The organism is Bradyrhizobium sp. Rc2d (assembly GCF_900099855.1).
Taxonomy (GTDB): Bacteria; Pseudomonadota; Alphaproteobacteria; order Rhizobiales; family Xanthobacteraceae; genus Bradyrhizobium.
The window spans coordinates 34,594-54,969 of sequence record NZ_FNCU01000007.1; the positions used below are offsets into that span (position 1 = coordinate 34,594).

The window sequence follows — 20,376 nt, forward strand, 5'->3', positions numbered from 1 at the left end:
GGCTCGCTCCTTCAATGACCCAAATAGGCTTCGATCACGGCAGGATTTTTCCGCACCTCGTCCGGTCGTCCCATCGCCAGCACCTTGCCCTCCGCCATCACCATGACGCGCGAGCACAGCGACATCACGAATTCCATATTGTGCTCGATCACGACGAAGGTGGCGTTCTTCTCGCGGTTGATCGCGACCAGGCGGTCCTTGAGGTCCGCCAGCATCGAGGGGTTGACGCCGCCGGCGGGCTCGTCGAGCAGCACGAGGCGCGGGCCGCCCATGAAGGCCATGGCGGCATCGAGCAGCTTCTGCTGGCCGTAGGAGAGACCGCCGGCCGGCTCGTCCGCGAGATGGTCGAGCTTGAAGAAGCCGATCATCTGGTTGGCGCTATCAGTCAGCCCGGCATCGGAGCGGCCGACCAGACGCGAGGCCATGTTGCCCTGGTGCTCCTGGCCCGCGAGGATCAGGTTCTCGCGCACCGAGAGCTTTGGGAAGACCTGCAGGAGCTGGAAGGTGCGGCTGACCCCAAGCTTGTTGAGCTCGGCGGGCCGCAGGCCCGTGACGAGCTTGCCGTCGAGCTTGACCTCGCCGCCTGATGGCGTGAGCTGGCCGAGGATGCAGTTGAACAGGGTCGACTTGCCGCAGCCATTCGGCCCGATCAGGCCGAGGATCTCGCCCTCGCGCACGTCGAACGAGACGCCGTCGACGGCGCTGATGCCGCCAAAGTTCTTCTTGATATTGGTAACCTCGAGGACCGCGCTCATTGCACCGTCTCCAGGCGGGATTTGGCGACGGCGCGCAGCGCGGACGCTGCCTTGGTCCGCCGTGCCGCCATGGCGCGGTCGAGGATTCCCAAGATGCCGGTCGGCGACCAGATCAGCAGCAGCATGACGGCGATCGCGTAGAGCATGAGATAATAGCCCTCCGTGAAGCGCAGCCATTCCGGCAACAGCACCGCGATCATCGCGCCGAGGAAGGGGCCGAAATAGAAGCCGGCACCGCCGACGATCACCATCATCAACAGATCGAGCGAGAGGGACAGGTTGAACGGCACGGGATCGATATATTGCGTCAGCGGCGCGTAGAGCGCGCCGGCGACGCCGCCAAGCGCCGAGCCGATCGCAAACGCCATCAGCGTGTAGCGGCGGGTGTCGACGCCGAGCGATTGCGCGCGCAGCGGGTTTTCGCGCAGCGCCATGAAGGCGCGGCCCCATGGCGAGCGGATCAGCCACCACACCGCAAGCGATACGATCGCGAGCGAGCCGAGGCAGACATAGTAGAACGGCAGCGGCTTGTTGGTCGCTAGCCCAAAGATATGCGGGCGCGGGATGTTGGAGATGCCGTAGATGCCGCCGGTGAGCCAGCTCTCGTTGCGGAACACCAGGAAGGCGAGAGTGGAGAAGGCGAGCGTGACGAAGGCGAGGTAGTGGTGCTGCACGCGCAGCGCCGGATAGCCGAGCACCCAGCCGACCGCGAAGCTTAAGGCAATCGCGACCAGTATTGCCGCCGGCAGCGGCCAGCCATGGGTGGTCATGATCGCCGCCGCATAGGCGCCCATGCCCACGAAGGCCCCCTGCGCCAGCGAGACCTGGCCGGCATAGCCGAGCGTGAGGTTGAGCCCCATCGCGGCGATGCTCATCACCGCCCATTGGCTGAGGATGAACAGGCCGTAGCGGTTGAAGTTCATGGGAACCACGATCAGCGCGGCGATGACGGCAAGGCCGAGCGCGATCTTCAGGGGTTTGGCGAAGCCGCTCATACGGTGCGCTCCTCGGCGCGGCCGAGCAAGCCCTGCGGCCGGAACAGGATGACGGCGATTAGGAAGATCATCGGCACCGCGGCGCGGTACTGCGTCGAGACATAGGCGGCCGCGAGATTGTCGAGCACGCCAATCAAGAGACCGCCGGCGATCGCGCCGCGCACCTGGTTGAAGCCGCCGACGATCGCGGCGATGAAGGCGGCCTGGCCCAGCACTTCGCCAGAGGAGAATTTGGCGAGATAGATCGGCGTGATCAGCAGCGAAGCCAGCGCCACCAGGAAGGCGTTGATCAGGAAGGTCAGCAGGATCATGCGCTCGACCGGCACGCCGATAATGCGCGCCACCGTCGGGTTTTGCGCTGCCGCCTGCATCTGGTGGCCGAGCGAGGTGCGGTTGAGAAGTGCCGTCAGTCCGAAGACAGCGAGAATAGCGACGACGAGCACGCCGATGCTTTGCAGCGACACCGCATGGCCGAGAATGGAGATGTCGCCAGTCGGCACGATCGACGGGAAGGGCGAGGCCTCGGCGCTGAAGAACTGCTTGACGGATTCCTTGATGCCGATCGCCAGCGCCATGGTCGCGATCGCCAGCGGCAGCACGCCGTGGCGCATCATCGGATCGACCAGCAGCATCTTGAAGGCGAGGCCGAGCAGGATCATCGATAAGAGGATGCCGAGGATGATCGCGAGCCAGAACGGCGCGCCGGCATGCATCGCCGCCAGCATCAGGAATGCCGGCAGCATCACGAACTCGCCTTGGGCGAAATTGATGGTCTGCGAGGTCTGCCACAGCAGCGTGAAGCCGACCGCGACCAGCGCATAGATCGCGCCGGTGGCAAGTCCCGCGACCAGAAGATCGAACAGATTGGACATGTTCCCCTCTCGTGTCCCTAGCCCCGCTCTGTCGTCTCCCTCTCCCCGTTCTTACGGGGAGAGGGCGGGGTGAGGGGCCGTCTCGGCAAGATCATTTCTCACCGTCTACGCGGAAGCACCCCTCACCCCACCCTCTCCCCGCGAAGGGCGGGGAGAGGGAGAGAAGACATCTCTCCCCGCATCCGCCTTCGCTAAAGCTTCGGCGAGACGGGTGCGGAGAGAGGCGAAAAGAGCCTCACTTCACTTTCGGCAGCACCTGCTTCACCACCTGCTTGCCTTCGACCACCTCGACCAGGAAGCTCTGGCGGTCGATGTCGCCGGTGTCGCTGAAGGTGACGTCCATCAGGATGCCCGGCTCGTCCGCGGCCTTGATGGTCAGGCCGTGCAGCGTGTCGGCAAACTTCTTCGGGTCGACCTTGCCCATCTTCTCGGTGGTGGCCTTCACCATGTAGACGGCGAGATAGCCCTTCAGGCCGTTGTGGTCGGGTACGTAATTGTACTTCTTGGAAAACTTGTCGCGGAACGCCTTGATGAGGTCGACCGGCGCGTCGGTGGTGAGGCCGACATGGCCGCGCGCGCCATTGGCGGCATCGCCGGCGAGCTCGATCACCTTCTGGCCGATCAGCGTGGTCTCGCCCATCAGCGGCGCGGTGACACCCTGGCGCTTCAGCTCCTTCAGGATGCGCGCGCTCTCTTCTTCGTTCAGGTAGACGAACACGGCATCGGGATTGGCGGCCTTGATCTTGCCGACGTCGGCGGCGAAATCGGCCTGGCCCGCTTCGGTCGAGAGGTCGGCGACCACCTTGGAGCCGAGCCGGTCGAGTTCTTTCACGATGACGTCGCGGCCGCCGCGGCCGAAATCGTTGTTGACCCAGACCACCGCGACCGACTTCGCCTTCATCTCGTCGTGGATGTATTTGGCGACCTTCGGCATCGAGGATTGCTGGCCGAACGACGTGCGGAACAGGAACTTGTTGCCTGCTTGCGTCAGCTCGGCGGCCTCGCCGCCCATGACCTGCGCGATGCCGGCTTCGGCGGCGAGCGGCGCGGTGACCTTGACCGAGCCGGAATAGCCGGGCCCGAGCAGCACATAGGGCTCGGCGTCGAGCGCCTTCTGCACCTGGGCGCGGGCGACACCCGGGTTGGACTGCGAGTCGGCGTGGGTGACCTCGAGCTTGCGGCCGAGCACGCCGCCCTTGGCGTTGATCTCCTCGATCGCGAGGTCGATGCCGTTCTTCCAATTGGTGCCGACGGTGGCGCCGCCGCCCGAGAGCTCGGCGACGTCGGCGAGCTTGATCGCCTGGGCAAAGGCGCTCGTTGCCGTCATGGCGGTGAGCAGCGCGCCCACCAGTAGCGTTGATTTCATCGTCCTCTCCTCCCGTTTCAAATCTTGCAAGCGGCCTTGTGCCCGGCCGCTTCGTCTCAAGCTGCCTGATAGGCGGCGCTGCGCGCGGCCATCACGGTATCAAAAGCCTGTCCCATGATCTCGGTCGATGGGGCAAGGCCGGTGAACAGTTCGAAGGCGTCGGCGGCCTGGTAGATCGCGAGCTCGCGGCCGGTCATGATCCGAGCGCCTTTCTCTCGCGCTGCGGCAAGCAGCGGCGTGATCAGCGGCGAATAGACGGCATCGGCGACCCACAGGTCTGCCCTGAGCAGCGCCGCCGGCACTGGCGTGTCTCGGTTCGGTAGCATGCCGACCGGCGTGCCGTTGACGAGGCCGGTTGCGCCATCGAGCGCATCCTCGACGCTTCCGGCCATCCTCGCGCCGCCCTGCCTGGCAAGCAGCGAGGCGAGTTTCTCGGCGCGCGCAGGTTCGCTGTCGAAAATGCGGATGTCGGTCACGTCCAGGCTTGCCAGCGCAAACGCGATCGCCTTGCCGACACCACCGGCGCCGATCACGGCAACGGCGTTGGCGGACGGGGCCAGCAGCGGGGCCACCGCGCGCGCAAAGCCCGTGGTGTCGGTGTTGTGGCCGGTCAGCCGGCCGTCCCTGACGACGACGGTGTTGACCGCACCCATGGCGGCAGCGCCTGGCGCCAGCGCATCGAGTAGCGGGACCACGGCTTCCTTGTAAGGATAAGTGACATTGACGCCGGCAAAGCCGAGCCGCCGCACGCCTTCGAGCATCATGCGGAGCCCGGCCGCATCGGCGCCGGCCACTTCGATGAGCTGGTAGTGGCCGCGCAGGCCGAGCGCCTCGGCGGCGCGCTCATGCATGGCGGGGGACGCGGAATGCGCGATCGGAGCGCCGATCAGGCCGGTGAGAAGCTTCTTGCTGGCGGCGTATCCGCGCTTCGACATGGTTTGCTATCGTCTCGTTGGGAGCGTCCGGTCCCGGCCATTAGCGGGGAAATCCGCGCGATTCCAGCTCTGACGATAGTCTTTCCCCGGCCTAACACAATTACCCTTTTATCCGGCAAACCTAACATAATGTTATTTCTTCCGCGCGCGTGCCGGACCGGCCTTGCTGTTGCCGCGGGACGGCTCGACTGCGCGCATCTCGGCGCGCAGGGCGTCGATGAAGTACTCGGCATGGAGCGACAACGGCGCGCCGCGCTTCACTGCGATGTAGGTGTCGAACCGCGTCGGCTCGGTGATCTTCAACAGCTCGATTCCGGGATAGCCGCCATGGGCCACCGTGAACTGGTCGATGATGGCGATGCCGAGCCCGGCCTTCACCAGCGCGCAGACCGTGGTGCCGAAGCGCGCGCGGATGGTGATGTTGTAGTCGAGCCGGTTGCGCGCGAAGATCTCGGCCATGATCCGCCCGTAGGGATCGTTGGGATCGATGCCGATCAGCGGATAGCGGGTGATCTCGGCGGCGGAGACCTGCTTGCGGCCGGCGAGCTCGTGGCCCGGCGGCACGATGCAATAGAGCTCGCCCGAGGCGAGCGGCATGAAGTCGAGCCCGGAATGCTCCAGCCGGTAGCTCATCGCCACGCACTCGCCGCGGCCGAGCATCAGATAGTCGATGGCTTCCTCGAGCTTGAGGATGTTGATGTCGATGCCGAGATCGGGATAGCGGCGACGCACGCGCTCGATCGCGCGCGGCACCATCACCTGCGAGATGCTCGGCACCGAGCCGATGCGCAGCTCCGACAATCCACCGCGGCCGATCTTGGAGATTATCTCGGAGAGATCGTCGACCTTCTTGTAGACGCCGTTGATCTGCTCGAAGATGTTCTCGGCTTCCGGCGTCGGGAAGTAGCGCCCGTTCTGGCGCTGGAAGAAGCGGATGCCGAGCGAGCGCTCGGTGTATTTGACGAGGCGGCTGATCCCCGGCGCCGAGACGTTGAGCAGCTTTGCCGCGCCGCCGATGGTGCCCGTCACCATGACGGCACGGATCACTTCAACCTGGCGCAGCGTCATCATGTCCTGGGCATCCGAAGCATGATCGTGGTGGCGGGGGGCCTTCTCTCTCCCCTTGGGGGAGAGGGTGGCTCGCCGCAAAGCTGCGAGACGGGTGAGGGGTTCTCTCCGCCTTGCGAGCTCTCGCGTTTGAACGCGCGGAGACAACCCCTCATCCGGCGCTTCGCGCCACCTTCTCCCACAAGGGGAGAAGGGAAGGCAATGGTCAAACTGTTTCGACGAAAATCGGCACGTTCAAGGGCGTCGCTCGCGCTGGACGCGTCGTTTGCTGCAACTGCGTTGGCTAGCTTGCCGGGCCCTCGGGCAAGAGGCTGTCCGCCAGCTCCGCGCGCTCGCTTTGCAGCACCTCGCGCGCGAACTCGATGATCTTCTGCTTGTTTGCCGTTTGGCGGACGGCGAAAAACACGCGGTTCAATTCCAGGCCGAGCACGCTGTTGAGGGCGATGTCCTCGTCTTGCATCGTGGTTTTCCCGCTACGGACGCGTTCAGGTGTATCTGGACCTCACTTCTTCCACAAGTAGATTAAATCTTCAGTGCGGACGGAACACCGGCAAACTACGGGAGCAGCGAATTGAGGCAGCCCCCAAATACATGCTATACGGCAGGGCGAGAGTCAGGAAATGCACTGATGTCCGCCGTAGACTATGGCCGGGAGGCGCTCGACTTCATTGAAGGCCTGGGAGCCTATACCAAGGTTCCGGACGCCATGGACGCGCTTGAAACGGCCTTCGGTCGTTTCGGCTTCGAAACCATCATCGTGACGGGATTGCCGAATCCCGATCAGCGCTTTGCGCAGATGGTGCTCGCCAAGCGCTGGCCCGCCGGCTGGTTCAGCCTCTACACCGATAACAATTATGATCGGTACGATCCGGTGGTGCGGTTGTGCCGTCAATCGGTCAATCCGTTCGAGTGGTCGGAAGCGCCCTACGATGCCGAACTCGAGCCGAACGCGGCCGAAGTGATGAACCGCGCTGGCGATTTCCGCATGTCGCGCGGCTTCATCGTGCCCATTCACGGGCTCACCGGCTATGAGGCCGCGGTGTCGCTCGGGGGCGTTCATCTCGACCTCAACCCGCGCAGCAAGCCGGCCCTGCACCTGATGGCGATGTATGGCTTCGACCACATTCGCCGTCTGCTCGAGCCGGCGCCGTATCCGTCGACGCGCCTCACCCCGCGCGAGCGCGAGGTGATCTCCTGGGCCTCTCAGGGCAAGTCGGCCTGGGAAATCGGCGAGATCCTGCACATCACGCAGCGCACCGCCGAAGAGCACCTTTCAACTGCTGCGCGCAAGCTCGGCGCCGTCAACCGTACGCATGCGGTGGCACTGGCGATTCGCGGCAAGATCATCTCTCCCTGAGCGGCGTACTGGGAAATTTCCCAATATCGCACCTGCCTCTTTTGGCCGATTCTTCCCCCATTGAGGATGAACGGGGGATTTCATGATTCACGCAATTTCCGCGGTAAATCGCCACCTTTATGAAGACGTGCTCGAGCAGCATTTCCGGCTGCGTCACGACATCTTCGTCGAGGAGCGGCGCTGGGAGACGTTGCGCAGGCCGGATTGCCGCGAGATCGATTCCTATGACGACGAGGACACGGTCTATTTGCTCGCGCTGGAGGGACGCCGCGTCATCGGCGGCCATCGGCTCTATCCGACGACCAAGCCCTCGATGATGAGCGAGGTGTTCCCGCATCTGGCTGCGGTTCGCGGTTGCCCCGTAGATCCGTTGATCTGGGAATGGTCGCGCTACTTCGTCGTCCGTGATCGCCGCGACGGCGTGCTCAATCTGCAATTGATGGCGGCGGTGCAGGAGTTCTGCCTTGATCAGGGAATCGCGCAGGTCAGCGCGATCATGGAAACCTGGTGGTTGCCGCGCTTCCATGAGGCCGGCTTCGTCGTGACGCCGCTTGGCCTTCCGGCCCTGGTCGAGAACGCGTGGACCATGGCGGCGACCATCGACATTCGTCGCGAGACGCTCGATGCCCTGCATAACCGCATCGGCATGCCTTCGGTCGTGTGCCAGGACGGCCCTCGCCTCGACGCTGTTGCCCGTGCCAACCTCCGCGGCCTTGCCGCGCAACGAAAGAGCGCCTGAAATGTCGAACTTGATGCGGGACAGCCAGATCATGGCGCAGACCAAGGACGAGAACCTCGGCTACATGTCCGACATGGCGCTCGAGCTGGCGCAGATGGCGGACGATTCCGGATTGGCGACGCTGGCCTACCTGTTCCGGATGGCCGCGTTGGAGGCCTCGACGGCCAACAGCGTGCTCGCCGAACCGGACGACTTTCCCCAGCAGATGACGTCGCACTAGACGCATCTTTCGACGACATTCGCACCCTCCCTCGGCCTGCCGGGGGAGGGTGATCGTTTGGGTGCGGCAGGTTGCCCCATACCGCGCGGCAGCCTTTTTGCATTGCCGAGCAGGTTTCGGCCGCGCACGCCGAGATGCAACAAAGTGCATGTTTGGTGTCAAATCGCTCTTGCCTCGGAACGATACTGCCATTACCCATTTTTCGGCCTTGAACAGGCAGGGGGAGCTCTTTCACTGATGGCGACTGTGTTCGAACATCGGCGCGACACCGCGTGCGCCTGAAAGAGTCTTGATGCTGCTCGTCGTCGAACAGTTCTTGAACGGATTGCAGTTCGGCCTGCTGCTGTTTCTGCTCGCCGCCGGCCTGACGCTGGTGTTCGGGATCATGGATCTCGTCAACCTCGCGCACGGCTCGCTCTACATGATGGGCGCCTATTTCGCCGCGACCTTCGCAGCCTGGACCGGCAGCTTCCTGCTCGGTGCGCTGCTGGCGCTGGGCGCGACGCTGGTGCTCGGCATCGTGCTCGAGATGAGCGCGCTGCGCCATCTCTACGGGCGAGACCATCTCGACCACGTGCTCGCAACCTTCGGCCTGATCCTGTTCTTCAATGAAGCCGTGCGGCTGATCTGGGGCCCGGCCGGCCTTGCGCTGCCGCTGCCGGCCTGGCTCACCGTGCCGGTGCCGATCCTGCCCGGCATCCACTACCCCGCCTATCGGCTCGCCATCATCGTCGTCGCGCTGCTGGTGGCGCTGTTGCTCTATCTCGGCGTGATGCGCACCCGCATCGGCATGCTGATCCGGGCCGGCGCCTCCAACCGCGAGATGATCGGCGCGCTCGGCATCAACATCAAGCTGCTCTACACGCTGGTGTTTGGCTTAGGTGCCGCGCTCGCGGGCCTTGCCGGATTGATGCAAGCGCCGATCCTCACCGTGCAGATCGGCATGGGTGAGAACATCCTGATCCTCGCCTTCGTCATCATCGTGATCGGCGGTATCGGCTCGATCCGCGGCGCGTTCCTCGCCGCGATCTTCGTCGGCATGATCGACACGCTCGGGCGCGCCTTCCTGCCCAACCTGTTGCGGCAGGTGCTGAGCGGCGCCGCCGCCTCCACCGCGGCGCCCGCGCTGTCGTCCATGCTGATCTACCTCCTCATGGCGATCGTGCTGGTGGTGCGGCCGGAGGGGCTGTTTCCGGCCAGTCGTCGATGAAGGCTTTCACTGTGAGCAAGGCCGTCACGGCCCTGATGCTGGCGGGCCTCGTGCTGCTGCCGCTCTATTCGCATCTGACCGGCAACATCTTCATCCTGACGCTGTTCACCCGCATCATCATCCTGGCGCTGGCGGCCGCGAGCCTTAACCTCATCATGGGTTTCGGCGGCATGATGAGTTTTGGCCACGCCGCCTATCTCGGCATCGGCGGCTACGCAGTCGGGATGCTGGCGCAGGAAGGTGTCGGAAGCGGCTTCATCCAGTTTCCGGTCGCGCTCGCGGCCTCCGCGGCTTACGCGCTGGTGATCGGCGCGCTCTCGCTTCGCACCCGCGGCGTCTATTTCATCATGATCACGCTGGCCTTCGCGCAGATGGCCTATTACGTCGCCTCGGGCCTGGCGCGCTATGGCGGTGACGACGGCCTCACCGTTTACCAGCGCAGCGACTTCTCCGGGTTGATCAATCTCTCGAACCGTACGCAGTTCTATTATCTCTGCCTCGCCTGCCTGTTCGGCGTCATCTTCCTGATCTGGCGCATCGTCAATTCGCGCTTCGGCCTCGTCGTGCAGGGCCTGCGCTCCAACGAGCAGCGCATGCAGGCGATCGGCTTTCCGGCAAAACGCTACCAGCTGGTATGCTTCGTCATATCAGGCACCATGTGCGGCCTTGCCGGCGCGCTGCTCGCCAACAACACTGATTTCGTCAGCCCGGCCGTGATGTACTGGACCCGCTCCGGCGATCTCATGGTGATGGTGATCCTGGGCGGCATGGGCACGCTGTTCGGCCCGATCATGGGTGCGGTGGTGTTCCTGCTGCTGGAAGAGTTCCTGTCGCAGATCACCGAATACTGGGCGCTGATCATGGGCCCGCTCTTGTTGCTCATCGTCCTGTTCGGCCGCGGCGGCATCATGGGTGCGCTCGGGAGGGCTGGCCGTGGCTGAACCCCTGCTCCGCGTCGAAAAGCTGGTGCGCCGCTTCGGCGGCATCATCGCGACCGACAACGTCTCGCTCGACGTCGCTAGCGGCGAGCTGCACGCCATCATCGGCCCGAACGGTGCCGGCAAGACCACGCTGATCAGCCAGCTCACCGGGCATCTCGAACCGCATTCCGGCACCGTCTCACTGGCCGGGCGGGACATCACCTATCTGCCGGCCTATCGCCGCTGCGCGCTCGGCCTTGCCCGATCGTTCCAGATCACCTCGCTGCTGCTCGATTTCACCGCCGCGGACAATGTCGCGCTGGCAGCCCAAGCGCATGCCGGCACGTCGTTCCGCTTCTTCGCCAACGCGCGCAAGGAGACGGGCCTGCGCGATGCCGCCCGTGCCGCGCTCGATCGCGTCGGCCTGTCGCATCGCGCCGATGTCGTGGTGTCCAGGCTCAGCCATGGCGAGCGCCGCGAGCTCGAGCTTGCGGTTGCGCTCGCGAGCAAGCCAAAGCTCCTGCTGCTCGACGAGCCGATGGCCGGCTTAGGGGTCACCGAATCCCAGCGCATGGTGAAGCTGCTCCAGGAGCTGCGCAAAGAGGTCTCGATCGTGCTGGTCGAGCACGACATGCCGGCGGTGTTCGCGCTCGCCGATCGCATCTCGGTGCTGGTCTATGGCCGCGTCATCGCCTCCGGCGATCCGTCCGCGATCCGCCAGAACGAGGACGTCAAGCGCGCCTATCTCGGCGATCAGCATGTGGTGACGCATCATGGCTGACACGCTGCTCGACGTCGACGGCATCGAAACCTGCTACGGCCTCTCCCAGGTGCTGTTCGGGCTGTCGCTGTCGATCAAGCCCGGCGAGATGGTCTCGCTGATGGGCCGCAACGGCATGGGCAAGACCACGACGATCCGCTCGATCATGGGCCTGACGCCGGCGCGATCAGGCGCGATCCGCTTTGCGGGCGCCGAGGTGCGGCAGCTTCCGTCGTACCGGATCGCCAAACTCGGCGTCGGCCTGGTCCCTGAGGGACGCCAGATCTTCCCGAACCTCACCGTGCGCGAAAATCTCGTGGCGGCCGCCGCCGATCGCTTCGGCAGCCCCAATCCCTGGACGCTGGCTGCGATCTACGTGCTGTTTCCGCGCCTCGCCGAGCGTGCCTCCAACATGGGCAACCAGCTCTCCGGCGGCGAGCAGCAGATGCTCGCCATCGGCCGCGCGCTGATGACCAACCCGAAGCTCCTGATTCTGGACGAAGCGACCGAGGGCCTCGCGCCGCTGATCCGCGAAGAGATCTGGAATTGCCTGTCGCTGCTCAAGAGCCGCGGACAGTCGATCCTGGTAGTCGACAAGAATGTCGATCACCTCGCTCGGATCTGCGACCGCCACTACATCATCGAGCGCGGCAAGACGGTGTGGAGCGGCACCTCCGACGAGCTGATGGCCGCGCCGGATCTTCAGCACAAATATTTGGGGATTTGAGCCTCGCTCTCTTCGCGCCATTGCGAGCGCAGCGAAGCAATCCAGACCATCTCCGAGGAGGCAGTCTGGATTGCTTCGTCGCAAGGGCTCCTCGCAATGACGGTGGAGAAGGCGGGTGCTCTCACCAATAAATCCCGTGCCGATGCAATTCGCGGATCACACGCGCTTCGACCGAGGGCTGGCGGCGCTTTGGCTTGGCCGCTTCGGTCGTGCTGGATACCGATGCTGCGGCTGACTGTGCAGGTGCTGTGGCAACCGGAGCGGGCGCGGTCGGCGCGGTCGTAGTCGTCGGCGTGGTGGTCGCGGTTTGGATATTTGTCGGCGGCGTTGCTGCCGGAGCCTGCGTTGCAGCCGTCGGGGCCGGCTGCTCGGCTGCCTGCTGGTTCGGATTTGTTGCCGCCAAGCTCAGGCTCCGCGACCCACCGGCATGCACTTGCGTCGCCAGCAGCGACATCGCGGCAATCAGGATCAGCTTGCGCATGGGAATCCCCGTCATCTGGTCAGTCCGTCTTACCTGATCGCGCCGGCCGGGGGCTAACGCGCCAGACGGTGGGTGCCGATTTCGATCAGAGTGGACCGGCAGGAGAGGCGATAGATCAGACTGAACAACTGACTCAACATGATCGAACTCCATTGTTCATCATGGGCAGTAGTCTGCGCCCGCATTCTTTCCGGGGATTTTCGCCGCTGTTGGAAAATGGCTTCGTGGGGCGGGTTTGCGATGTCGTCGGAACCGGCGGGACGAAACTGCCTCACGCGGGTGTGAGCGCGACCTGCCGTCATTCAGGAGGCGGTCCGCAGGACCGAACCCCCGGAATCTCGCAGTTCCTGGTCTGGTGCTTCGCACTATCCCGGAACGACGGCGCCCACGTATCAGAACACCTCGAAATATTCGCGGTGCTCCCAGTCGGTCACCTCGGCGAGGAAGCGATCGATCTCGGCGTTCTTGATGTGGGTGTAATAGTCGACGAATTCAGGCCCGAGCTTTTCGCGGAAGAACGGATCGTCCTTGAGTGCGGAAACCGCATCGCGCAGCGATTTCGGCAGGAGCGGCGCCTTGGTCTCGTAGGGGGTATCGGCGGAGGAGCCCGGATCGAGCTTGCGGTCGACGCCGTCGAGGCCCGACAGAATCTGCGAGGCCATGTAGAGATAGGGATTGGCGGCGGGCTCGCCGATGCGGTTTTCCAGGCGCGTCGCCGCATCGCCGGCCGCTCCGAGCACGCGGATCATCACGCCGCGATTGTCGCGGCCCCAGATCGCGCGGTCCGGCGCCAGCGAATAGGAGCGGTAGCGCTTGTAGCCGTTGATGGTGGGCGTGGTGAACACGGTGGAGGCGCGGGCGTGGTCGAGCAGGCCGGCCAGATACGCCTTGCCGAAGGCGCTGAGCGGCTCGCCGCCGTCCGTTGGCGCTTCCTTTGCCGTTTCTTTGGCCATGAACTGGTTCTCGCCAGTCGTGCGCGAGACGATCGACTGGTGCAGATGCCAGCCGCTCGCGAACACGTTCGGCAGTTTCGGCCGGCACATGAAGGTGGCGTGATAGCCATGCCGGCGCGCGATCTGCTTCACGGCGGAGCGGAATAGCACCATGTTGTCGGCCGGTTCGAGTCCTTTCCTCGGCGCGAAGGTGAACTCGCACTGGCTCGGCCCGAACTCGACCTCGACCGAGCGCAAGGGCAATCCGAGCGCGACGATGTCGCGGCGCAAAATCTCCAGCACCGGCTCCATCTGATCGAAGCGCTGCTCGGTGAGGTATTGATAGCCGTGGCTGAGCAGGCTCACCGAAGGCGGCGTGCCGGGCTGGCCTGCGTCTTCCGGGCGCACATGCGGGTCGTCGAGCCTGAAGATGTGGAATTCGACCTCGAGGCCCGCAACGAAATCGTAGCCGCGCATGCCGAGCTCATCGAGCACCTTGCGATAGAGTCCGCGGGTTGCGAACGGCACCGGACGGCCGTCGTTGAAATAGAGATCGCACAGCACCCAGCCCGTCGCCGGCGCCCACGGCAAAACGCGGAACGTGGTGGGATCGGCTACCATCAGCACGTCGGCCGCGCCCTCCATCTCCTTCATGCCGAAGCCGCCGCCTGACGTGAACACCGGAAACACCGTGCGGTGCGAGGTGTCCTTGGCGAGCATGGTTGTGGTGATGGAGCAGCCGCTCTCCAGCGACGCGAGAGCTTCGGCGGCGATGATGGTCTTGCCGCGCAGAATGCCGTGCTGGTCGGGAAAGGCGAGGCGGATGACCTCGAGGTTCTTTTCCTCGACGATGCGGCGCATGCGCGTCGCCGCGTCCCTCTGCTCATCCGACCACAGCCCATGACGCGCGACGAAAGTCACTTCTCCACTCCTCTAGTCGTTCGACGCGAAGCTGCTGCAACATACTCCGTCATTGCGAGCGTAGCGAAGCAATCCAGAGTCTCTCTCCGCGGGTGCATTTCTGGATTGCTTCGCTGCGCTCGCAATGACGAGGATAGGCCATCACGTTGGTGGGCAAAGCGTAGCGTGCCCACCGCGTGCCTATCGTCTGAAAGAAAGCATGGTGGGCACGGCGCTTTGCGCCTTTGCCCACCCTACGGGTTCGGTGCACTAAGGTCACTCCGCCGCCGTCAGCCGATGCACGTTGTCGGCAATGTCCTTCGGCACCGGCGCGGTCCATGGCGCGCCGCGGCGGCGCTTGACGTCGACCTCCATCCAATAGGTCTCCCAGCCCCGCGTCGGACCGATGCCGTCCATGGTCGCCGGTCCCTGGATGCTGCGTGCGTTGGCTTCGTCCAGGAACAGCATCGGCTTCTCGCCACCCGACACCTTCTCGATCTGCTGCCGCAGCAGGCGGCGATATTGCACGATCGCCTTGTCGCTCTGACCGAGATGCTCCTTGGTGCGGTCCTGGATCGCGCCCATCGATTCCACCGCCCACTGGTCGTGGACGTTGATGTCGGTGCCCATGCCGGTGTAGGTCGCGGTCTGCTGTTCGTGCGGATCGAAGCCGTAATCGTTGCTGCTGTTCTTGCGCGATTTGTAGTCGGGCAGTTCATAGAGCTCGAGCCGCTGCTCGCGCATCTTCGTCTTGTCCACCGGGTTGGTGTAGCTGGTGAAGATCGCGTACCAATAGCAGTTCTCGTCGTCGACCGGCACGTGCCACTGGGTGATCGTCATCTCCGTGCTCATGGGGATGACGAAGCCATGCGGGAAGAGCTGATTGGTGACGCGCACATGAGTGCGCTCCTCGTCGATCTCGCGCAGTGCGATCAGCCTGAGGCCGTATTCGGTATGCTCGACATTGATGATCGGGCGGTCGTATTCGCGCAGGATTTTGGTCATCGGCAGGTCCGAGCCGGCCGAGGCACCGCGGAATTGCTTGCCGTAGGCGGTGGAGGTGTCCTCATCCTCGAAGAAGCGGTGCAGATAGGAGGCGTGCGCGGGATCGATGCCGACCTCCAGCGCCTGCAGCCAGTTGCACGCCATGTGGCCCTTGAAGGCGAAGGTGTGCGTGCCGGGCGCGATGAAGCAGTCGATCTCGGGAAATGCCGGCGGCTCACCCTCGCCGAGATAGGCCCAGAGGATGCCGCTCTTCTCCACCACGGGATAGGAGCGCTGGCGGATGTTCTGGCAGAGTTTTGAGTCCTTCGGCTCGGCCGGCGTCTCGATGCACTGGCCGGTGGCGTCGAACAGCCAGCCATGGAAGGCGCAGCGCAGGCCGCCATGTTCGAGCCGCCCGAAGGCGAGGTCGGCGCCGCGATGCGCGCAGTGGCGATCGATCAGGCCGTAACGCCCTTGCTCGTCGCGGAACAGCACTAGGCTCTCGCCGAGCAGTTTTACGGGACGGATCGGCCGCGCACCCTCCAGCTCGTCCACCAGCGCCGCCGGCTGCCAATAGCTCCGCATCAGCTTGCCGCAAGGATCCTTCGGACCGGTGCGGGTGATCAGGTCGTTCTGCTCCTGGCTCATCATGGCGCGTGCATCCTTGTGGAGGGCGTTTGTTCGCCTATTGAACGAATGGGCGAATTATGCCATGCCTTGGAGCGGCAGCAAGCACTATTTTGCAGGATTGTCCCGAAGCCATGCCTAAGTTGAAGCGCAGCGAGAGCGACGAGCGCGCGACGGATTTCGTCGAGAGCCTCGATCGCGGTCTGCGGCTGCTGCAGTGCTTCGGCGCTACGGCCGGCCCGATGACGCTGAGCGATCTCGCCCGTGCGGCCGATCTGCCGCGCGCCACGGCGCGGCGCATGCTGTTCACGCTGCAGCGCGGCGGTTACGTCGCCGGCGATGGCAAGCTGTTCTCGCTGACGCCGCATGTGCTGACATTGGCCGCATCCTATTTGCGCTCGAGTCAGATCATTGGCGTGCTGCAGCCCGTGCTCGATCGCATCGCAATCGCGGCGCAGGAAATCTCTTCGCTGGCGGTGCTCGATGGCGATGACGTCGTGTTTATCGCCCGCGGCGGTCCGACGCGGGTGTTTTCCGGCGGATTGGAGATCGGTTACCGGCTGCCGGCCTTCTGCACCTCGGTTGGCCGCGCCATGCTCGGCCAATTCGACGATGCCGATCTCGCCGCGCGCCTGAATGCGATGAACCGCCAGGCGCTGACGCCGCAGACCGAAACCGATCCGAAGGCGCTGCTGGCGCGCATCAGCGCCGACCGCGCACAGGGCTACTCGCTGGTTGACCGCGAAGCGGAGCCGCATTTCCGCTCGATCTCAGTCCCCGTCCGCCGTTATGACGGCGTGATCGTTGCCGCCATCAACATGGGCGCCCATGTCGACCGCGTGCCCGCTCAGGAACTGCTCGATCGCTTCCTGCCGCTGCTGCGCGACGGCGCGGAGGCGGTGCGTTCGCAACTGCTGTAGCTGCATTCCCGCCGCCTCGAAACCGGTGCTATAATGGGCGTGAGCACAAGAGACCAGGGAGGCCGCCATGCACCATACCATGGTTCCCAGTGATCGCGTGGAGCACGTCGCCGTCTACGGACGCGACGGCACGAAGCTCGGCACGATCGAGCGACTGATGCTCGACAAGATGAGCGGAATGGTCGCCTATGCCGTGATCAAGACCGGCGGGCTGCTCGGCACCCGCAACCACTATCCTCTCCAGTGGAGCGCGCTGAAATACGATCCAAGCCGCCAGGCGTTCCAGATCGAGTTGACGCTGGACGATCTCAGCAGCGGCCCATGCGAGTTCGACGGCGACGCGTTCGATTGGGGCGACCGCTCGCGGCCCTATCCGCATCCGCATTACTGGTCGATCTAGCGGCGTCGCAGCTGCTGCGTGCGGGCTAAAGGTCGGGAGCTCCACGCTCCGATCAATTCCGGTTGCGCATCCAGTCGGCGAGGCCGGACAGCGCCTTATCGAGATCCTGCCGCGCGGCACGATCCGTCACCGTCTCCTCCAGCGCGCCGCGCATGCAGGCCATCCACGCGTCGCGCTCGGCATCGCCGATGGAAAAACCGATGTGGCGCTGTCGCAACCGCGGATGGCCTTTCTCGACAGAGTAAAGCCGCGGGCCGCCGGTCCATTCGGTGAGATAGCGCTTCAGCATGTCCCTGATCAGGCCGAGGTCGTCCGCATGCATCGCGCGGATGATTTTCGCCTCCGGCAGCGTGTCCATGCGCTGGTAGAAGCGATCGACCAGAAGCTCGAGCAGTGGCACTGCCGCCGATCCGCTCGAACATGGAAACTGCGACGTCGCTGTCGGTCATCCTTACAGCGCCACACTGCGCAATCCAAAACTGCGCGCTTCGTTCTGCAGCACTGGGCGCACCGCATCGATCAGCCGTGCGGACGCGGCATCGACGGAGAGGCCGGCGGTATCCACCACCGCCGTCGCGCGCGAATACAGTGGCTCGCGGCTCAAGAGGATGTTGCGCAGCTCGGCCATTGCGGAGCGATCATCGGCCATCGGACGCAGATCACCTTGGCGGCGGACGCGGGCCATGTGCTCTTCGGGCTCGGCCTTCAGCCAGATCGTGTAGAACGAGGTCAGGATCTGGTCGAAGGTCAGGGGCTCAGAGACGATGCCGCCGCCGGTCGCCAGCACCATCAGCTCGTTGCGCGCGAGCAGCTGCTGCAGCGCCGCCTGCTCCATGCGGCGAAAGCCTTCCTGGCCGTACAGCGCGATGATCTCGGCGACCGAGAGACCGTTCTGCTGCTCGATCTCCTTGTTGAGCTCGACAAAACTCCAGCCGATCCTCTTCGCCAGCATCCGACCGAGCGTGGATTTGCCGGCGCCGCGCAGGCCGATCAGCGCAATGCCGCAGAACGGCGCGCGCCGCGGCGCGGACGCGCTGCCGCCGGCGAGCAGATCCTTGGCCTGCGCGATCTGCGCTGGTGTCGCCTTGCGCAACAGATCGCGAAACATCTGCCAGTCCGGCGTCGGATCGGCGCTAGGAAGCAGGTCTTCGAGATGTGCGCCCATCGCATCGGAGACGCGGCGGAGCAGCACGATCGAGACATTGCCCTTGCCGCTCTCGAGCTGCGCGATGTAGCGCTCCGAAATTCCCGATACCTTGGCGAGCACTTTGCGCGACATGCCGCGCAGCGCGCGCATGGTGCGCACGCGCTGGCCGAGCTGTTCGAGAAATCGGGATTCGGCGTCGGGACTGTCGGTCATGAGGCTTCTTTAGCGGATGTCCTGCGGCGCGTTTTAATGAAACATAGTGCCTGCTGGCATTGACAGCAAGCCGCTGTGGTGTCTTTCTATGAATTATAATTCTAAATTCGGGGAGGCGTCCGTGAGCGAGGGATCCTACAATGCGGTGACCTGGCTGCTCGACCGCAACGTCGAGGAGGGCAGGGCCAACAAGATCGTCTTCGACGATACTGTCTCGCGGCTCACCTATGGCGAGCTCCAGCATGAGAGCCGCCGCGCCGCCAATATGCTGCGCCGGCTCGGCGTTCGCCGCGAGGAGCGCGTGGCGATGATCATGCTTGATACGGTCGATTTCCCGATCGTATTCCTCGGCGCGATCCGCGCCGGCATCGTGCCGGTGCCGCTCAACACGCTGCTGACCGCGGACCAATACGCCTACATCCTCGCCGACTGCCGCGCGCGCGTGCTGTTCGTGTCCGAGGCGCTCTATCCCGTCATCAAGGACGTCGTCGGCCGCATGCCCGATCTCGAGCATGTCGTGGTCTCCGGCGTCAAGCAGAATGGCCACAAGCAGCTCGCCGAGGAGATCGCCGGCGAGAACGATCAGTTCACCACCGCCGCGACGCATCCCGACGAGCCGGCGTTTTGGCTCTATTCCTCGGGCTCGACCGGCATGCCCAAGGGCGTGCGCCATCTGCATTCGAACTTGCAGGCGACCGCGGACACCTACGCAAAACAGGTGCTCGGCATCCGCGAGAACGACGTCTGCCTGTCCGCCGCAAAGCTGTTCTTCGCCTATGGCCTCGGCAATGCGCTGACCTTCCCGATGTCGGTCGGCGCCACGGTGATCCTGAACAGCGAGCGGCCGACACCGGCACGCATGTTCGACCTGATGAACCGTTACAACCCCTCGATCTTCTACGGCGTGCCGACATTGTTCGCGGCCATGCTCAACGACGAGACCATGAAGAATGAGCGCGGCGGCAAGGCGCTGCGCATCTGCACCTCGGCCGGCGAGGCGCTGCCGGAGTCCGTCGGCAACAGCTGGAAGGCACGCTTCGGTGTCGACATTCTCGACGGTGTCGGCTCGACTGAGTTGCTCCACATCTTCCTGTCGAACGCGCCCGGCGACATCAAGTATGGCTCCTCGGGCAAGCCGGTGCCCGGCTATGCGGTGCGGCTCGTCAACGAGGCCGGCCAGGATGTGGCTGATGGCGAGGTCGGTGAACTCCTGGTCGATGCCCCCTCCGCCGGCGAGGGCTATTGGAATCAGCGCCACAAGAGCCGTCGCACCTTCGAGGGACCGTGGACACGGACCGGCGACAAATATGTCAGGGATGCCGAGGGCCGCTACACCTTTTGCGGCCGCGCCGACGACATGTTCAAGGTCTCCGGCATCTGGGTCTCGCCCTTCGAGGTCGAGAGCGCGTTGATCACGCATCCCGCCGTGCTGGAAGCCGCCGTCGTGCCGGAAGCCGATCCTGAAGGCCTGCTGAAGCCGAAGGCCTTTGTCGTGCTGCGCCCCGGCGCAACGACGAACGATCTTCAGGAGATGCTGAAGGAGCACGTCAAGCAGAAGATCGGCCCGTGGAAATATCCGCGCTGGATCGATGTGGTGGACTCGCTGCCGAAGACGGCGACCGGGAAGATCCAGCGGTTCAAGCTGCGGGAAGGGGCGCATTGATGCTGGGTGCTGAGCGCACCGCACTCGCCGCGCCTTACCCTCCCCTGGAGGGGGAGGGTCGCTTCGCATGGAGCAAAGCGCAATGCGAAGCGGGGTGGGGTGATCTCTCCACGCGGGCACCGCATCCGTGGACAGACTGTCACCCCACCCCGCTTCACATCTCGCTACGCTCGCTGTGAATCGAT

At 64.4% G+C, this 20,376-nt stretch carries 21 protein-coding genes and 1 pseudogene; 10 read left to right on the top strand and 12 right to left on the bottom strand.

The window, feature by feature from the left end; translation table 11 throughout:
• Positions 1-11 precede the first annotated feature (11 nt).
• The 7 genes from BLV07_RS11655 to BLV07_RS11685 all read right to left on the bottom strand — a co-directional run bounded on the left by BLV07_RS11655 (position 12) and on the right by BLV07_RS11685 (position 6,451).
• Positions 12-755, bottom strand: a complete 744-nt coding sequence (locus BLV07_RS11655; protein WP_091884839.1) for an ABC transporter ATP-binding protein — start codon at positions 753-755, stop codon at positions 12-14.
• On the bottom strand, positions 752-1,750 hold the full coding sequence (locus BLV07_RS11660; RefSeq protein WP_091884846.1) for a branched-chain amino acid ABC transporter permease: 999 nt from the start codon (positions 1,748-1,750) through the stop codon (positions 752-754). The genes BLV07_RS11655 and BLV07_RS11660 overlap by 4 nt, the downstream gene beginning before the upstream one ends.
• The gene (locus BLV07_RS11665) at positions 1,747-2,622 is read right to left on the bottom strand and encodes a branched-chain amino acid ABC transporter permease (protein ID WP_091884849.1); all 876 of its coding nucleotides are present in this window, start codon (positions 2,620-2,622) and stop codon (positions 1,747-1,749) included. The genes BLV07_RS11660 and BLV07_RS11665 overlap by 4 nt, the downstream gene beginning before the upstream one ends.
• Before the next feature lie 235 nt (positions 2,623-2,857).
• A complete protein-coding gene (locus BLV07_RS11670; protein ID WP_091884853.1) occupies positions 2,858-3,988 on the bottom strand; it encodes an ABC transporter substrate-binding protein in 1,131 nt (376 codons plus the stop codon).
• 56 nt (positions 3,989-4,044) lie between these two features.
• A complete protein-coding gene (locus BLV07_RS11675; RefSeq protein ID WP_091884857.1) occupies positions 4,045-4,923 on the bottom strand; it encodes a shikimate dehydrogenase in 879 nt (292 codons plus the stop codon).
• A 132-nt stretch (positions 4,924-5,055) separates the two neighbouring features.
• Positions 5,056-5,994: a LysR family transcriptional regulator gene (locus BLV07_RS11680; RefSeq protein ID WP_091884859.1), complete on the bottom strand. Its 939-nt coding sequence runs from the start codon at positions 5,992-5,994 to the stop codon at positions 5,056-5,058.
• A gap of 280 nt (positions 5,995-6,274) precedes the next feature.
• Positions 6,275-6,451: a hypothetical protein gene (locus BLV07_RS11685; protein WP_091884862.1), complete on the bottom strand. Its 177-nt coding sequence runs from the start codon at positions 6,449-6,451 to the stop codon at positions 6,275-6,277.
• A 168-nt stretch (positions 6,452-6,619) separates the two neighbouring features.
• On the opposite strand from BLV07_RS11685, the gene BLV07_RS11690 reads away from it, so the two are divergent.
• From BLV07_RS11690 to BLV07_RS11720, 7 genes are all read left to right on the top strand, one after another.
• A complete protein-coding gene (locus BLV07_RS11690) occupies positions 6,620-7,348 on the top strand; it encodes a LuxR family transcriptional regulator (protein WP_091884865.1) in 729 nt (242 codons plus the stop codon).
• Positions 7,349-7,430: 82 nt separating this feature from the next.
• Positions 7,431-8,087: an acyl-homoserine-lactone synthase gene (locus tag BLV07_RS11695; protein WP_091884869.1), complete on the top strand. Its 657-nt coding sequence runs from the start codon at positions 7,431-7,433 to the stop codon at positions 8,085-8,087.
• 1 nt (position 8,088) lies between these two features.
• Positions 8,089-8,307 (top strand): hypothetical protein, encoded by a 219-nt coding sequence (locus BLV07_RS11700; RefSeq protein ID WP_091884873.1) that lies wholly within the window; start codon positions 8,089-8,091, stop codon positions 8,305-8,307.
• A 292-nt stretch (positions 8,308-8,599) separates the two neighbouring features.
• Positions 8,600-9,517, top strand: coding sequence for a branched-chain amino acid ABC transporter permease (locus BLV07_RS11705; RefSeq protein WP_091884876.1), 918 nt, complete (start codon positions 8,600-8,602; stop codon positions 9,515-9,517).
• The gene (locus tag BLV07_RS11710; RefSeq protein ID WP_091884879.1) at positions 9,514-10,458 is read left to right on the top strand and encodes a branched-chain amino acid ABC transporter permease; all 945 of its coding nucleotides are present in this window, start codon (positions 9,514-9,516) and stop codon (positions 10,456-10,458) included. Before BLV07_RS11705 ends, BLV07_RS11710 begins: the two co-directional genes overlap by 4 nt.
• On the top strand, positions 10,451-11,218 hold the full coding sequence (locus BLV07_RS11715; RefSeq protein WP_091885391.1) for an ABC transporter ATP-binding protein: 768 nt from the start codon (positions 10,451-10,453) through the stop codon (positions 11,216-11,218). The genes BLV07_RS11710 and BLV07_RS11715 overlap by 8 nt, the downstream gene beginning before the upstream one ends.
• Complete coding sequence (locus BLV07_RS11720) at positions 11,211-11,924, top strand: ABC transporter ATP-binding protein (protein WP_091884882.1); 714 nt, start codon at positions 11,211-11,213, stop codon at positions 11,922-11,924. The genes BLV07_RS11715 and BLV07_RS11720 overlap by 8 nt, the downstream gene beginning before the upstream one ends.
• 121 nt (positions 11,925-12,045) lie before the next feature.
• On the opposite strand, the gene BLV07_RS11725 is transcribed toward BLV07_RS11720, so the two are convergent.
• The 3 genes from BLV07_RS11725 to BLV07_RS11740 all read right to left on the bottom strand — a co-directional run bounded on the left by BLV07_RS11725 (position 12,046) and on the right by BLV07_RS11740 (position 15,872).
• Positions 12,046-12,420, bottom strand: coding sequence for a hypothetical protein (locus BLV07_RS11725; protein WP_244551072.1), 375 nt, complete (start codon positions 12,418-12,420; stop codon positions 12,046-12,048).
• Positions 12,421-12,797: 377 nt separating this feature from the next.
• On the bottom strand, positions 12,798-14,258 hold the full coding sequence (locus BLV07_RS11735; RefSeq protein ID WP_091884891.1) for a glutamine synthetase family protein: 1,461 nt from the start codon (positions 14,256-14,258) through the stop codon (positions 12,798-12,800).
• 255 nt (positions 14,259-14,513) lie between these two features.
• On the bottom strand, positions 14,514-15,872 hold the full coding sequence (locus BLV07_RS11740) for an aromatic ring-hydroxylating dioxygenase subunit alpha (RefSeq protein ID WP_091884894.1): 1,359 nt from the start codon (positions 15,870-15,872) through the stop codon (positions 14,514-14,516).
• Between the two features lie 110 nt (positions 15,873-15,982).
• Here BLV07_RS11740 and BLV07_RS11745 point away from each other — a divergent pair, with 110 nt between their 5' ends.
• Together BLV07_RS11745 and BLV07_RS11750 are read left to right on the top strand one after the other, a co-directional pair.
• Positions 15,983-16,768, top strand: coding sequence for an IclR family transcriptional regulator domain-containing protein (locus BLV07_RS11745; protein ID WP_091884898.1), 786 nt, complete (start codon positions 15,983-15,985; stop codon positions 16,766-16,768).
• Positions 16,769-16,835: 67 nt separating this feature from the next.
• Positions 16,836-17,168 (top strand): PRC-barrel domain-containing protein, encoded by a 333-nt coding sequence (locus tag BLV07_RS11750; RefSeq protein WP_091884901.1) that lies wholly within the window; start codon positions 16,836-16,838, stop codon positions 17,166-17,168.
• A gap of 52 nt (positions 17,169-17,220) precedes the next feature.
• Here BLV07_RS11750 and BLV07_RS11755 read toward each other — a convergent pair.
• Positions 17,221-17,617: pseudogene (locus BLV07_RS11755) on the bottom strand (group II truncated hemoglobin).
• Between the two features lie 2 nt (positions 17,618-17,619).
• Positions 17,620-18,528, bottom strand: a complete 909-nt coding sequence (locus BLV07_RS11760; protein WP_091884905.1) for a helix-turn-helix transcriptional regulator — start codon at positions 18,526-18,528, stop codon at positions 17,620-17,622.
• Between the two features lie 121 nt (positions 18,529-18,649).
• Between BLV07_RS11760 and BLV07_RS11765 the strand changes: the two genes are divergently transcribed.
• A complete protein-coding gene (locus tag BLV07_RS11765; RefSeq protein ID WP_091885394.1) occupies positions 18,650-20,191 on the top strand; it encodes a benzoate-CoA ligase family protein in 1,542 nt (513 codons plus the stop codon).
• The last annotated feature ends 185 nt before the right edge of the window (positions 20,192-20,376 follow it).